Origin of the sequence: Kribbella sp. NPDC058693, assembly GCF_042715335.1 — a bacterium.
In the GTDB taxonomy this organism is placed as follows: domain Bacteria; phylum Actinomycetota; class Actinomycetes; order Propionibacteriales; family Kribbellaceae; genus Kribbella; species Kribbella jiaozuonensis.
On sequence record NZ_JBHXSQ010000004.1, the window covers coordinates 21,188 to 35,578 of the forward strand.

The following is a 14,391-nucleotide window of genomic DNA, read 5'->3' on the forward strand; positions in this document are numbered from 1 at the left end:
CGGTGACTGCGATGTAGATGACGTCACCCATGACGGCTCCACCTCGCGACAAATGTGCTCATGGGTTCAACTGCACACCGCTAGCTGCCTGCTCAGGAGGGTTCTCGCAGGCCTCTCACACCCGCTGACAGAGCTCTCACAGGCTTCTCACATACTTACGGCTGGCATGCCCACCGACAGACAGGGAAGATCCCGCACGTGACTGAACTGGACACCCCCGCCCCCGCCGAGCAGTTCTTCTCCGCGGAGACCCGGGCCGCGCTGGCCGAGGCCAGCCAGAAGCTGGCCGAGCGCCTGCTGGCCCACACCGACGCGCTGCTCGCGATGACCGGCGACGAGGACAACGCCGAGCTGTTCGAGCACAACGCCGCCCTCGAGGGTGTGGTCGAGGACTGGAACGAGGCCGTCTTCGAGCACACCGGTACGACGCCGCTGCTGCTGGACGACTCCGACGACGACGAGGACGAGGAAGACGTCGAGCCGGACCAGGTGATCAGCGTGGTGTCCCGGTTCGACCTGCGGGTGGTCGACCTGGACGCGCTGCTGGAGGCCGGCCGGGCCGCGCAGGAGCGGCACCCGGCCGAACTGGACGAGTCCGGCGAGCGGGAGCCGGTCGACTCCGCCGAGCAGGCGATCTACGAGATCAGCCGTGAGGTCGGCGAGGCCTGGTTCGAGCTGCCCGGGATCGAGATGGTCGCCGGCGCGCGGGCGTACGTCGTACCGGAGCCGCCGTTCGAGCCGCTGGACGCCGACGCGGAGGACGTCGTCACCGAACTCATCGCCCCGAACGGCGTGGCGACCCACGCCGAGACCTGGGCCTAGACCAGCAGCTCACCGTCCAGGACCGTGATCGCCTGGCCCTTCAGGTAGACGCGGTCGCCGGATGAGCTGACCTGGACGACCCCGCCTCGGGCGGACGCCTGGTACCCGACCAGTTCGTTCCGTCCGAGGCGTTCGCCCCAGTACGGCGTCAGACTGGTGTGCGCGCTGCCGGTCACCGGGTCCTCCGGGATCCCGCTGCCCGGCGCGAAGAACCGCGAGACGAAGTCGTACTCCGAACCCTGCGCCGTCACGATCACCCCGCGCAGCTTCTCCCGCTCGGTGATCGCCGCGATCGCGTCGTACTGCGGGATCACCGCGTGCACGGTCTCCTCGTCACGGACGACGACCAGGAGATCGCGGAGCTCGCCGGTGACGTAGACCTCGACCGGCTCGACCGGCTCCACCGACAACGCTGCCGCCATCCCGTCCGGGACCGGCACCTCGAACGGCCGGTTGACCGGGAAGTCCAGCGTGATCCCGTCGTCCTCGACAGTCGCGACGAGGATGCCGCTCAGGCTCGCGAACGCGACCTTGCCGGACACCTTTCCGTCCGCGGCCAGCGCATGGGTGATCGCCAGCGTCGCGTGCCCGCAGAGCACGACCTCCTTCGTCGGCGTGAACCAGCGCAGATCCCAGTCCGCGTCGGGCCGCTCCGACGGTCGCGCGAACGCGGTCTCGGCGTGCTTCAGCTCGGCCGCGACGGACCGCATCCAGGCCTCGTCGGGCCATTCCCCGGCTTCGAGGAGACACACCCCGGCGGGATTACCGCTGAACGGACGATCGGCGAACGCGTCGACAACCCTGATCCTCATAGCTCGACGCTAAACAGGACCGCTGTGGGTATCCATAGCCATTCGGCACGAGGTGGACCGCTCAGGCCATTGCGACGGCCTCGATCTCGAGGAGCCAGTTCTCCGCGTAGATGTCGGCGATGACGACCGTGAGCGCCGGGGCGTGATCGCCGAGGACCTCTTCGCGGATCTTCGCGTTCAGCGCGCGGTACTGCCGGTCGGACAGGTACGTCGTCACCTTCACCAGGTTCCGGATCCCCATCCCCGCCTCGGACAGTACGGCGAGCACGTTCCGCCAGACCATCCGGCACTGCGCCTCGAACGTCTCCGGCACCCGCCCGTGCTCGTTGCCCCACGGCACCTGCCCGCTGACGAACACCATCCGCTGCGCGCCGTCGACCTGGACGCCGTGGCTGTACTTACCCGACATCGGCAGGATCGACGGATTCAGCGGCTCGATTGCTAGATCAGACATGGATTCCCCCTTCTACTTCATCAATGCTTCCCCACCCGAGTTCTCCGCCATGTCTACCTTGCGGCGATTGAACCGCCTAGCCCACCCGGTCGTATCGATGGTGTTCCGCATCCCTACCGACAGGAAAGTGACATGTCACTCCGCTCGAAGGGCCGGCCACTCGCGGTTGCCACCGCACTGGTCAGCGGCCTCGCACTTGTCACCCCGGTGACCGCCAGCGCACACGGGTCGCATCACGCGCTCGCCGTACAACAGGTCAACCTGGTCTCGGACCAGGCCGGCAAAGCCGTCCTGACGGACCCGGACCTGGTGAACCCGTGGGGTCTGTCGCTCGGCGCGACCACCCCGCTCTGGGTGTCCAACCAAGGTACGTCGACGTCCACGCTGTACTCGTCCGCGCCCGGCTCGAACACCGTGACCAAGGTGCCGACCGTCCGGGTGACGGTGCCGCTGCCGACCGGGCAGGTGTCCAACCCGGGCACCGGGTTCCTGGTCAGCAACGCGACCGCGTCCGCGCCGGCACGGTTCATCTTCGCCACGCTGACCGGCCAGATCGCGGCCTGGAACCCGACGATCAACCCGTTGATGGGGCCGGCCGACATCAAGGCGACCGTGAAGGGCGCGGCGTACACAGGGCTGGCGATCTCGCCGGCGTCCGACCGGCTGTTCGCGGCGAACTTCGCGCAGGGCAAGGTGGACGTGTTCGACAACGCGTTCATGCCGGTGAAGCTGTCGAAGTGGGCGTTCCGGGACTTCTCGCTGCCGCGCGGGTACGCGCCGTTCAACGTGCAGACGCTGAACGACCACGTCTTCGTGACGTACGCGAAGCCCGACCCGAAGACCGGCCGCAGCCTGGCCGGGCGTGGACTCGGGTACGTCGATGAGTACACCGTGGACGGCAAGTTCGTCACCCGGGTTGCGTCTCGCGGCACGCTGAACGCGCCGTGGGGTCTGACGCTTGCTCCGGCGTCGTGGGGTGAGCCGACCGGTACGGTCCTCGTCGGCAACTTCGGCGACGGCCGGATCAACATCCTGCGGCCGAAGTCGCACGGCAGGTTCGACTTCGCGGGCCAGGTTCGCAACAGCCACGGCAAGACCCTGGTGATCGACGGCCTCTGGGCGCTGCTGCCAGGCACTGCCACCACTGGTGGGCCTGACGCACTGTGGTTCTCCGCCGGTCCGGCCAAGGAGACGCATGGTCTCCTCGGCCAGCTCCGGATGCCGTAGGTATCAGAGAGGTTTCTCGAACCAGTGATGCGCGTAGGGCTCGGTGTTGAACGCCGGCACCTCCTCGAAGCCCGAGGAGCGGTAGAGGGCGATCGCCTCCTTCAGGTTGCGGTTGGTCTCGAGCCGTACGGCGGTGGCGCCATTCGCGGCCGCCGTACGCTCGAGCTCTGCCAGCAGTCGACGGCCCAGCCCGAGCCCGCGCGCATCCGGTGACACCCACATCCGTTTGATCTCGGCCGGCCCGGTGCCGTGCAGTTTGAGCGCACCACACCCGACCGGCTCCGACCGCAACGTTGCCACGAGCAACAACCCGGCGGGGAGCGTCAACTCGGCATGGTCCGCCGAGATACTCCGCGCCGGGTCGAACCCGGTCTCGAACCGCCGGCCGAGCTCCTCGAAGTACAAGTTCAAGCAGTACTGCGCCACCGGCAGCCGCGGGTCGACGATCTCGACCTGCACCATCGACGCCGTCAGCAACCGGGTCACCTCATCCATCGCCGCCGTCAACCGCGCCCGCTGCCGCTCGTCCAGCGGCTCGAGGATCGAACCCGCCAACTCGTCCGACCTCTCATCAAGCACGCGCCGCTCGTCGAGCCCTGTGTTGGTCAGCCGCGCGATCCGCACCCGCGCATCCGCCGCGCTCGGCTCAACCTCCACGAGTCCAGCTTTCGTCAGCGACCGCAGCAGCCGACTCATGTACCCAGAGTCGAGATCAAGCCGCGCACGCAGGGTGCGCACGTCACACCCCTCCACCCCGATCTCCCACAACACCCGGTCCTCCCCCAGCGGACGACCGCGCGCCAAATAGTCCTCCTGCAACGCCCCCACCCGCTGAGTAACCATCCGGTTGAACCGCCGCACCTCCACAACACCCATCCTCTGACTTTAGTCAGAGATCTGCTCGTTGGCCTACTCCGAAGAGCAACGAGCTTGACTGGACCATCTCCGGGAAGGAGTCGGCGAGGCGGGCGCATTCGAGGGCTGTGCGGAGTGGATCCGGCTCTTGGAGGGTGTCGGGGAGGGGGCGGTCGCCGTAGTGGGCGTCGATCATCACGGTGAGCCAGCCGCCGGGGCCGGTCAGGCCGTGGATCATGACGCCGCGGAGGCCGGCGTGGGTGAGCTCGGCTCGTAGCTGCGCGACGGTGTGGTACGTCGTATGCGCCATCCGGTCGTTCCGCGGGCTGTACCCGTCGCGCAGGATGTCCGTCACCACCGCCTGCCGCTGGATCAACGTGTTGGCCAGCGTGGAGCCGATCAGATTCGCCGCCCGGTTGATCGCGACCACCGCGACGAACCCACCGAGCTTCGTCACCCGGATCGCCTCACGCAGCGCGAGCTGCCGCTCGTCCGGCTCCCGCAGGTGATACATCGGCCCGGCCACGAACGCGGCGTCGAACTCCTCGTCCTCCCACGGCAGCTCCCGCGCATCCCCTTGTACTGCGCTGATCCCGGCCTCGGTCGCCTGCCGCACGTGCCGCTCGACCGGATCGAGCAGCTCGACGTCGTACCCGCGATGTTTCAACCACCCCGCATGAACCCCGGGCCCGCCACCGATATCCGCCACCGCCGCGGGAGGCGCCGGCAGGTACCTGTTGAGCAGATCCTGTACCCGCGCCAGCTCCAACCGCCCTTTGACGGTCGACCCCAGCCGGCTCGCTTCGTCGTACCGCTCGCTGTAGTGCTCTTCGAGCTCCAAGTGCATCGTCATGACACCCGAGTCTGAGCACAAAACCCGCCCCCAGGCAGGCCAGATCCCGGGGCAGATCGATCTGCCCCGGGATGCCCCGTTCACCTCAGTCGATCGGGCGGAGTTCGTCGGCGTACGAGACCGAGACCCGGCGCAGCACGCCTTCCTTCACCGAGTACTGGCCCATCCGCCACAGCGGCGGGCTGTACGCGTGGACGGTGACGCTGCCCTTGTCGAGACCGGTCAGGCGGTGGATGTGGTCCGGCCCGAAGCCGTACACGTCGCCGGCCTCGACCTCGGTCTCGATCGACTCGACGCCGATCGCGAGGTTGTGTTCGACGAGCTTGCCGCGAGCAACCGCGACCGCGCCGGACGAGATGTCGTGGTCGTGCCAGCCGGTGTCGTTCACAGGGGTCCAGCAGATCAGCCAGACGTCGACATTCGCGTCACGGTGCAGGGACGCGAAGACGCGCTCCTCGTCGGAGTACGCGACCTGGTCCTCCCACAGGTGCGGCTGCGCCGCGATCGACGCGGCCAGCTCCGACAGCTCGTCGGGGTTGAGATCCCGGCCTGGAAGGTCATCCAGCGACAGACAGTTGTTGAGCTCCACGAGCCGGCTGGCCTGGCGAGCTGGGACGTTCGGTACGTCGATCGGCTGGGCAGTCACTGCACTCCCCTCTCAGGAGTAGTTCCACCGGTGCCGAAGAGCAGCCGGTGTGGGTTGTCGTGGCGGATCACCGCGGTCGCGGCGTCGCCCTGGCGGAGGTCGGTGGTTCCGGCGTACGGCCGGTCGGTGCCGTGCACGACCTGGTCGATGCCGAGGATCCGCGCGACCGCGTCGATCCCCTGCGGGCCGTAGCTCGAGGTGTCGACGTACAGATTGGGATCGATGGTGCCGAGCCGCCCGCCGCGAGCGGCCAGCCGCTCGTGGTGCACCGGCGCGAGACCGGCCGCGGCGGCGAAGCACAACCGCAGACCCGGGTACGTACGCCGTCCGCCGAACGCGTGCCACGCCCACCAGGCCGCCTGCAGCTGAGTGGTGTAGTCGACGACAGGCGCCCACCAGCACAGCGCTTCGTTCGAGCTGGCCGCGCCGGGGTGGACGAGGATCGGCTTGTTCGACCGCTCGAGGGTCTCGAGCAACTCGCCGAGCGCCTCCCAGGACGACGGTGCGCCGAGCACATGCGCAGGGAGCTGCAGTCCGAGAAATCCCTTATTCAGAAGGGATTTCAGCTCTTTAATGTCGGTCTCGAGCAGATCGACGGACGCCCAGGCCCGGAAGGGGCGCGGGAAGAGTGCGGCACCTTCGTGCCAGGCGGCCAGGAGCTCCGCGTCGCCGAGCTCCTCGATACCGAGCGGGCTCGACAGTGAAACGGCGGCGAGCGTCGTACCGGCGTCCTGTTCCAGCGCCACCCGCTTGCCGATCTCGTGCGCCGCGGGATCCACGTCGTACGGCGCCTCGGTCGCGGTGTGCAGCGTCCAGCCGTCGAGGTACGGCGGCTCGCGGCGCGCCCGGAGCCGGTCGACGAACGCTTCCGGCCACAGATGCTGGTGGACGTCGATCATCGGCTCCTCCTCACTGGAGTTTGATCAGATTGAAGCGCTTCAGGATGGTTAGAGTGAAGCGCTTCAATGCCGTCCTTGTCAAGTTTTTGTCCACGGCTGCGGCTAGGGTCGTGGGCATGTCCGGAACCGGCCGGAGGCCAACCCTCAAGGACATTGCCGCCGAGACCGGGCTCTCGATGGCCGCTGTGTCGTACGCGCTGCGCGGTCTGCACGGCACGCCCGAGACCCGGCAGCGGGTCCAGGACGCGGCCGACCGCCTCGGGTACCAGGCTGATCCGGTCGCCCGCGCGCTCGCCTCGGGCCGGAGCGGCTCGATCGGCGTACTCTGCGCATCCCTCGAGGACCTCTGGCAGCAGCGCGTCGCAGCCGCGCTCGGCCGCGAGCTCCTCGCCCCGGACCGGAACGCCTGGATCATCGACTCGGCCGGCGACGCAGACCGGCAGCTCGAGCTCGCCCAGCACCTGGTCGACCACCGCGCCGACGCGATCGTGGTGATCCCGATCGACCCGGCCGCCAAGGCCTGGGCCGAGATCGCCAAGCAGGCGCCGGTGATCGCGATCGGCGACGCCCTGCCCGGCGCGAAGGCGAAGTCCGAGGTGATCTTCGACAACGAAACCGGCGTGAGTACGGCGCTGCGCCGGCTCGCCGATGCGGGTCACCGCAACGTCGCCGTACTGAGCCCGACCCGGCGCTTCGAGGTCGAGCGGCCCGCCGAGGAGATCGCCCAGCGGTTCGCGGCCGACCTCGGGCTGGAGATCCGCCTGCTGCAATGCCCGCACGACCTGGCCGGCGCGACCGACGTCGCCCGCACGCTGCTGACCACCGCAAACCGCCCGACCGGCATCCTCGCACTCGCCGACTCGATGGCCTTCGGCGTGTACGCCGCCAGCCGCGAGCTCGGCCTCCGCATCCCCGACGACCTGTCCCTGCTCGGCTACGACGACCAGCCGCTGTCCCAGCTGCTCACCCCACCACTGTCGACGTTCCACTGGCCCCTCGACGACCTGGTCACCCACGTCGTCACCCGCGTCACGTCCGCTGTCGACACCAACCGCCGAGTCCGCCGCACCACCCTCACGCCAACCCTGATAGAACGCGGCTCGGTAGCCGCCCCGCCGACCACCTAGGCGAGCCGGCCACCGATACGCGACAGGATCCACGCGCTCGAAACTAGACTAACTCACTACACTTACTATCCGTTGTCCACGATCCGGACGAGCGTGATGGTATGTGGGCATCCCCGCACGCTCCGCAGGCGCTTCCTTCGTCGCTGCGCTCCTCAGCGCGCCCACTCCGCGCGCACCCGCCCACCCCCCGCTCAGCGCGGTGCATTCCCTTCCGGCTATCGCCGGGAGTTTCCGGCTACCGCCGGGGTGTTGCCGGCTATCGCCGGATCTCCCGGCTACCGCCGGACCGTGCGCGCTGCCGCGCGAGTGACCACACCGGGGTCAGGCAGGACCGCACCCGTCGCGCGGATCCGGCCCGCGGCCCCACGCGCGGCTCCTCCGCCGCCGTGCCCTAGCTCCTCCGCCGCCGTGCGGCCCTAGCTCCTCCGCCGGCTGGGAGCTCGGCTCGCGCAGGTACGCCAGAGTCCGTCCGTCGGCAAGCTACGTGCCGCTCCCACCCTTGCCCTCGCCACGCTGCTTCGACTGCTTGGCAGGTGGGACGGTCTGCGCCCATTCGGCCCAGTCGGCGAGAGCGGAGTACAGGCGGACCCCGGCTTCGATGGTCACGCGCATCGACTGCGTCTGCTCGCTGTAGCCGAACTCCCCGCGATCCTTCCGGGCGGCATAGTCGCGGTACTGCCCCGCGAGCTCGCGGTAGTAGCTAGCCTCCGCCTCCAGATGCCTCTGCAGTTCGTCGGTCTCCATCATCCAGAAGAACAACGAGCGCAGCAGAGGCTGCAGCCGCATCGTGTGGTCGACGTCGACCTCGGTCAGCCAGCGCTTCACCTCCGCCACGCCCGCATCGGTGATCCGGTACGCCTTCCGCCGCCGCGGCCCCTCGCTCTCGACCTCGACCAGACCCTCGGCCGCGAGCTTGTTCAGCTCGGCGTAGATCTTCGGGTGCTGCGCCGGCCAGATCGAACCGAGCACCTCGGTGAACCGTCCGGCCAGGTCGTACCCACTCGCCGGTCCTTCGGCGAGCAGCCCGAGCAACCCGTGCCGCAGTGACATGTCCACCCTCCTTCGTTGTCCAGCCATCTTGACATGTCCCTACGGACATGTGCATGCTCAGACATGTCCCTAGGGACATGTCCTAGAGAACATCTCCGAGGAGTTCATATGACTGAGGCACGGGCGGTTCTCGTCACCGGATCAACCGGCGGCATCGGTACGGCGACGGTCCGGCTGCTGCAGAGCCGGGGTTTCACCGTGTACGCCGGAGCGCGCGGACCAGCCGAGTTCGAACCGGGTGTGCGGGTGGTGCCGTTGGATGTGGCGGACCCGGAGAGCGTCGCCGCGGCGGCCAAGCGGGTCGCGGGTGAGGTGGACGGTCTGTGGGCGGTGATCAACAACGCCGGCGTGATCGTGCAGGGGCCGCTCGAGCTGGTCCCCGCCGACGAGTGGCGCCGCCAGCTCGAGGTGAACACGCTGGGCCCGGCGTCCGTAGTACGAGAGTTTCTGCCGTTGGTGCGTGCTGGCCATGGGCGGATCGTGAATGTGAGTGCGGCTACAGGACGCGTTGCGATGCCTTTGCTGGGCGCGCTGTCCGCGAGCAAGGCTGGGCTCGAGGCGCTGTCGAACGCGCTGCGGTTGGAACTGGCCGCCTGGAAGATCCCGGTGGTGGTGATCGAGCCGGGCACGACCGGGACCGAGATCTTCGCGCGAGCGGGCGCGGCCGCGGACGCCGCGATGCAGCAGGCCGATCGCGACCGGGTCGGGTTGTATCAGGCGCACTTGGCCGCCTACGAAAAGGCAATGGGCCGCTTCAAACCGGGCCCGGTGGAGAAGGTTGCGGAGGTGATCGTCCGCGCAGTCGAGTCCCGCCGTCCACGCCGCCGATACGCCATCGCCGAAGCCCGCACCCTCGGCGCGATCCTCCCGAAACTCCCACCAGGCCTGAGAGATCGCGTGCTGAGCAGCGCCGTCGGCCTGAACGGCATGAAGCTGTAAACGTACTGAGTTCGGCCTGACCCCGGTGTGGTCACTCGCGCGGCAGCGCGCACGGTCCGGCGGTAGCCGGAAGGGGATGCACCGCGATGAGCGGGGGGGTGGGTGGGGTCGCGCGGAGTGGGTGCGCTGAGGAGCGCAGCGACGAAGGAAGCACCTGCGTAGCGCGCGGGGGCAGGCAAGCGCGCGGGGCAGACAACAGAAAGGCCGGCCGAGCAAGATGCTCGGCCGGCCCTTCGTTCAGCTCTGCAGCGTTACTTCTTGCCGAAGACCTGGATTTCGGTCATGTCGGTGAACTGGCAGCCGCCGAAGGCGCCGGCCGGGCAGTTCGTTTCGAAGTCCGGGACCTGCGGGCTGGTCATCACGAACCGGACGTACTGGATGCCGGTCGCGTTGCCGGTCGGGGCGACCAGGTTGTACTTGCCCCGGTTCGTGGCGTCGAAGGTGCCGGACGCCGCGACTGCCCAGGTGGTGCCGTCGGCCGAGGTCTCCACCCGGTAGCCACCGGTCGAAGAGCTGCCCGGGTCACCACAGGTGTTGGACGGGTCGATGTTGAAGCCGCTGACGTTGACCTTCGCCGGCAGCTTGATGTCGATGTGCTTCTCGACCATCTTGTTGGTCGGCGTGCCGTTGTCGTCGCCGGTCGTGCTGCCCCAGCCGGTGCCCTGGGCGTTGTCGATGGCGAACGCCGGGCCACACTGCGGCGTGAAGTCCGGACCGTTGAAGTCGGTCACCGTGCCACCGCCGGAGGAGGCGGCCCAGTTGCGACGCGGGGTGAAGTTCGCCTTGGCGCCGGCCTTGACCGTGGCCGGCTGGACCAGCAGTTCGTACCCCGGAGCGGACATCACGAGCTTCGGGTACGTACCCGGTGCGACACCGGTGATCGAGTAGTTGCCGTTGGCATCGGTCGTACCGGCGTAGTCACCGGCGTACCCGGAGGAGTGGCCACCGACGTAGACCAGCGCGCCGGCCACCGGAGCACCGGTGTCCTTGTCCTTCACCGTGCCGGTCAGGGTCGTGGTCGCACCCGTCGGCGGCTTGTGGAAGTCCTCGGCCGGGAACGCGTCGCCGCCGTCGACGACACCGGCGTACCAGCCCATGCCGCGGTTGGCGAAGACGGTCCAGATGATGTCGGCGTTCTTGCCGCCGCTGGCGACCAGGTCGGCCTGGACGATCGCGTTGCGCATGTCGAGCATCGTCGGGTCGGCCGGCGACAGCTCCATCGCGCGGGTGATGATGCTCATCGCGTAGCTACGGCCGAAGCGCTCACGCAGGTCCCAGAGGGTCTGCGCCCAGACCTCGCCGGAGGCGTGGACCTCGGGCGAACCGCCGATGGTCGGGAAGTCGGCGTACGTGTAGCCGCCCTTCGAACCGTCGGGCTGGATGCAGTTCGCGCTGACCGCCTTCACGCGGCAGTCGATCGCCTGGGTCCGGAACAGCTCGCCGTGCGAGACGTACCGGCCCTCGAGGACCTCACCCGGAGCGGTGGTGTCCTTCTCCAGGCCGTGCGAGACCAGGTAGTCCATCGCGTAGAAGTCGCTCCACGCCTCACCCATCGAGCCGGCCTGGATGCTGTTCAGCGTCGAGTTGCCGGTGGCGTCGACGACCAGGCGGTTCGACAGACCGTGGGTGTACTCGTGGTACAGGATGCTGGCGTCGTTCGCGCCGCTGGACGGGACGTAGCCCTCCTGCGCGTCCGTCGTACCCGGGAAGTGCCACAGGTACATCTGCATGGTCGGCGACTGGCCGTCCGGCGGGGTGGACATGTTCGCGTTGTCGATGTGGTTGGCGTCCGGGCCGCCGTTCGCGGCGGTGGCGGCGCCGTCCAGCGCGTTCAGCATGACCGGGTCGCCGCCCGCGGCGTCGAACGAACCGGCCGCCGGGGTGAAGCTGATCGGCGGCTTCGCCAGCCAGTCGTGGTAGTTGCTGGCCAGGTAGAACGCGTTGGTGACGTCCTGGTTCATGTTGGTCTTCCAGGAGTCCGGCTTCGCCGGGTCCCAGGTGCAGATGAACGCGGCCGAGCAGAACGACGAGGCGTTCTGGAACGTCGTCAGCTTGTACTCCGAGCCGGTCTTGGTGCCCGGCACCTTGACGGTCTCGCCCGGGTTCGGCGTGTTGTCGTCGTTCACGTCGGCGAAGGCGGCGACCGACGTACCGTCGAGGAGGGTCTTCGCGTTCTTCGGCAGCCACTTGTTGTAGATCAGGTTCTCGGTGCGCTGCGTACCGCCCTTGGCCGCGCCCGGGTAGTAGTCCTGCACCAGCGCGTCGCCGTTGCCCTCGCTGACCAGGTCCTTGCGGTAGAGCGTGGCGCCGGTCTGGGCGTCGACGACGTGGCTGTAGATGTTCTGGCCACCGGAGTTGGTGTAGGTCAGCCAGCCCTTCTGCAGTCCGTCGGCGGTGTGGAACCACACCTGCTTGGCGGTGTCGCCGTTGCTCCACTTGGTGTTCACACCGGACGTGGTCGCGGTCGCGGACTTCGCCGTACCCCCGACGTCCTTGATCGCGGTGGTGCGGGCGTCGGCCGCGGAGACCTTCGGTGCGGCCTCGGCGGAGCGCGCCTGCGCGGCCGCGGTCAGACCGGAGACGGGCGAGCCCATCACGGAGATCAGCTGGCCGTTCTTCGTGACGTTGGCCTTCAGGCCGTTGCCGAAGACCTCGACGCCGTCGACCACCTGGGTCCAGAAGATGTGGTGGGTACCGAGATCGTCGACGTAGTCCTTGCGCAGCTTCAGCGTGCCGAGGTCCGCGTCGGAGAGCTTGAAGATCTCAGGGTGGGCCTTGACGTACCCGAGCGCGACGTCGGTGGCCTTCTTGCCGCTCTTGCCGGTCAGGAAGCCGTTCAGCTTGGTGACCTGGGCCGGGGTGCCGGTGTTCGGGTCGACCTGGACGACGCCCTGGGTGCCGAGCGAGTCGCGGAACTTCTTCGCCGCGGCCGTCTCCTTGCCCTGCACCTTGGCGGAGCGGGCGTAGGTGGTCTTGGCGTTCGGCGTCCGGGCGTCGTAGTTGCCCTTGCGCTCCTTGCCCGACGTCTGCTTGTCGGCCTGGGCAGGCTTCTTGGCGTCGGCGCCGCCCGGCTTCTGCGCGGCGTCCGCGCCACCGGCGGTCATGGCCAGCACGACGGCGGCCGCGGAGACGGCTGAGACTGCCAGGAGCCCCCGCCCTCTGCGTGATGTTGTCACAGCAAATCTCCATGGAGTTCGAATTAGCGGGTCGCCCTCCACGACCCGTCCCGGGGGCTGACCTTAAGCCTGCCGAGGGCTCCGGGGAAGAGAAATCCCCGGAATGTCGTGGAGTTGAGGGTTGTCCTTCGTGCTCGGAACAGTACTAAAAGCGACCGGACAATGGTTGCACGCAGCCATTGTCCGGTCGCCCAGAGTGTTACAACCGCTCAGAAAGCGCCGGCGCCGTTCGGAGTACCGAGGCCGGTCGGGCCGTCCCAACCGGTACGGGCGTTGCACCACTGGGTCGTGGGGCACGAACCGTTGCTGCCGCTGGTCACGTCGAACAGCGAGCCCGGATGGGCGTACGGGAACGAGTTCGCGTAGCCGCTGGTGTTGCCGGACAGCGCGTAGACCGCGGCGATGATCGGAGCCGCCTCACTGGTCCCGCCGAACTGCGCCCAGGTCGACGCGGTCTTGCTCGTCGGGTAGTAGATCGCCATACCGCCCTTGCCCGGGTCGGCCGCGGCGGAGACGTCCGCCATCGCCCGCTTCGAGCAGCCGGTGCTGAACGACGCCGCACCCGGCAGTGCGGTGTTGTACGTCGAGCAGCCCGAACCGGCACCGCTCCACACCGACTCGCTCCAGCCCCGAGAGTTGCTCGCGGCAACCAACGACGTACCGCCGACCGCCGTCGTGTACGACGAGGACGCCGGGTAGCTGCCGCCCTGGTAGCCGTCGTCACCGGTGGAGGCGGTGACTGCGATACCCGGGTGGTTGTAGTACTTGCCATAGGTGGAATCGGAGGCGTCGCCGCCGCCGTAACTGTTCGAGATCGCGACCACACCGGCCTGCTTGGCCGCGGTCTGGACCGCAGTACCGAGGTCGGCGAAGCTGGCCGAGTTGGCCTGTACGACGACGATCTTCGCGTCCGGCGCCGCGGCCGAGACCGCGTCGACGTCGAGCGCCTGCTCGCCGGCCCAGCCCACGTTGAACGTCGGCAGCGACGTACCGCCGGTCTGGTTGATGATCTTCAGGCAGCCGTTCGCCTTGGTGCAGGCGGACAGGCCGAACTGCGAGCGGTAGACGCCGAGGTCGCGCTCCAGGTTCGGGTAGCCGTAGGCGTCGACGATGGCGACCGTGCGGCCGCCGGCGCTGAGGCCGTTGAGCTTGTACGCGTCGCGCAGACCGGTTGGGGTCAGGCCGGTCGACGGCGGCGCGCTGGCTGCCGGCGCGAACCCGTCCGGGTTCACGAGTTTCACCGCGTCGCAGCTTGCGGTGTGCTTCGCCTTGGCGGTCGAGCACACCCGGGCGGCGTGCTTCCCGGCGGTGTAGGGGGTGGCCGCGTCGGCTCCCGATGCGGACAGTGCTTGGACGGTCAGACCTGCGACGGCCAGTGCGCCGACGCCCAGGGCGGACACGAGAATCCGTTGCCTCAACTGGACTCCTCGAGTTGGGCAGGCCTCCGCTCACAAAACCCTGATGGCCGGGGCGGAGGCCAGCATTAATTGGGGGGTATTCGCATCGTCCGTCGGCCGGGCAAGCCGATGCC

At 68.5% G+C, this 14,391-nt stretch carries 13 protein-coding genes; 4 read left to right on the forward strand and 9 right to left on the reverse strand.

The window, feature by feature from the left end:
• Positions 1-198: 198 nt before the first annotated feature.
• Complete coding sequence (locus ACFWUU_RS26255; protein WP_137256201.1) at positions 199-822, forward strand: hypothetical protein; 624 nt, start codon at positions 199-201, stop codon at positions 820-822.
• Here ACFWUU_RS26255 and ACFWUU_RS26260 read toward each other — a convergent pair.
• A complete protein-coding gene (locus ACFWUU_RS26260) occupies positions 819-1,634 on the reverse strand; it encodes a PhzF family phenazine biosynthesis protein (protein WP_380179113.1) in 816 nt (271 codons plus the stop codon). The genes ACFWUU_RS26255 and ACFWUU_RS26260 overlap by 4 nt on opposite strands.
• Before the next feature lie 61 nt (positions 1,635-1,695).
• Positions 1,696-2,088, reverse strand: a complete 393-nt coding sequence (locus tag ACFWUU_RS26265; RefSeq protein ID WP_137256199.1) for a RidA family protein — start codon at positions 2,086-2,088, stop codon at positions 1,696-1,698.
• Positions 2,089-2,220: 132 nt separating this feature from the next.
• Between ACFWUU_RS26265 and ACFWUU_RS26270 the strand changes: the two genes are divergently transcribed.
• Positions 2,221-3,315, forward strand: coding sequence for a TIGR03118 family protein (locus ACFWUU_RS26270; protein ID WP_380179115.1), 1,095 nt, complete (start codon positions 2,221-2,223; stop codon positions 3,313-3,315).
• A 3-nt stretch (positions 3,316-3,318) separates the two neighbouring features.
• Here ACFWUU_RS26270 and ACFWUU_RS26275 read toward each other — a convergent pair whose 3' ends face one another.
• The 4 genes from ACFWUU_RS26275 to ACFWUU_RS26290 all read right to left on the reverse strand — a co-directional run bounded on the left by ACFWUU_RS26275 (position 3,319) and on the right by ACFWUU_RS26290 (position 6,568).
• The gene (locus ACFWUU_RS26275) at positions 3,319-4,191 is read right to left on the reverse strand and encodes a GNAT family N-acetyltransferase (protein ID WP_380179117.1); all 873 of its coding nucleotides are present in this window, start codon (positions 4,189-4,191) and stop codon (positions 3,319-3,321) included.
• Between the two features lie 13 nt (positions 4,192-4,204).
• Positions 4,205-5,023: a class I SAM-dependent methyltransferase gene (locus ACFWUU_RS26280; RefSeq protein ID WP_380179119.1), complete on the reverse strand. Its 819-nt coding sequence runs from the start codon at positions 5,021-5,023 to the stop codon at positions 4,205-4,207.
• A gap of 85 nt (positions 5,024-5,108) precedes the next feature.
• Positions 5,109-5,669, reverse strand: a complete 561-nt coding sequence (locus ACFWUU_RS26285) for a cysteine dioxygenase family protein (protein ID WP_137256195.1) — start codon at positions 5,667-5,669, stop codon at positions 5,109-5,111.
• A complete protein-coding gene (locus ACFWUU_RS26290) occupies positions 5,666-6,568 on the reverse strand; it encodes an amidohydrolase family protein (RefSeq protein WP_380179121.1) in 903 nt (300 codons plus the stop codon). Before ACFWUU_RS26290 ends, ACFWUU_RS26285 begins: the two co-directional genes overlap by 4 nt.
• 116 nt (positions 6,569-6,684) lie before the next feature.
• Here ACFWUU_RS26290 and ACFWUU_RS26295 point away from each other — a divergent pair, with 116 nt between their 5' ends.
• Complete coding sequence (locus ACFWUU_RS26295; protein WP_380179123.1) at positions 6,685-7,695, forward strand: LacI family DNA-binding transcriptional regulator; 1,011 nt, start codon at positions 6,685-6,687, stop codon at positions 7,693-7,695.
• 480 nt (positions 7,696-8,175) lie between these two features.
• Here ACFWUU_RS26295 and ACFWUU_RS26300 read toward each other — a convergent pair whose 3' ends face one another.
• Entirely contained in the window at positions 8,176-8,745 is a 570-nt protein-coding gene (locus ACFWUU_RS26300) for a PadR family transcriptional regulator (RefSeq protein ID WP_380179125.1), read from the reverse strand.
• A gap of 108 nt (positions 8,746-8,853) precedes the next feature.
• Here ACFWUU_RS26300 and ACFWUU_RS26305 point away from each other — a divergent pair, with 108 nt between their 5' ends.
• Positions 8,854-9,684, forward strand: a complete 831-nt coding sequence (locus ACFWUU_RS26305; protein WP_380179127.1) for an SDR family NAD(P)-dependent oxidoreductase — start codon at positions 8,854-8,856, stop codon at positions 9,682-9,684.
• A gap of 251 nt (positions 9,685-9,935) precedes the next feature.
• Here the strand turns inward: ACFWUU_RS26305 and ACFWUU_RS26310 are convergent, their stop codons facing one another.
• Positions 9,936-12,860, reverse strand: coding sequence for a M36 family metallopeptidase (locus ACFWUU_RS26310; RefSeq protein WP_380179129.1), 2,925 nt, complete (start codon positions 12,858-12,860; stop codon positions 9,936-9,938).
• 209 nt (positions 12,861-13,069) lie between these two features.
• Positions 13,070-14,278 (reverse strand): hypothetical protein, encoded by a 1,209-nt coding sequence (locus ACFWUU_RS26315; RefSeq protein WP_380179131.1) that lies wholly within the window; start codon positions 14,276-14,278, stop codon positions 13,070-13,072.
• Positions 14,279-14,391: the final 113 nt, after the last annotated feature.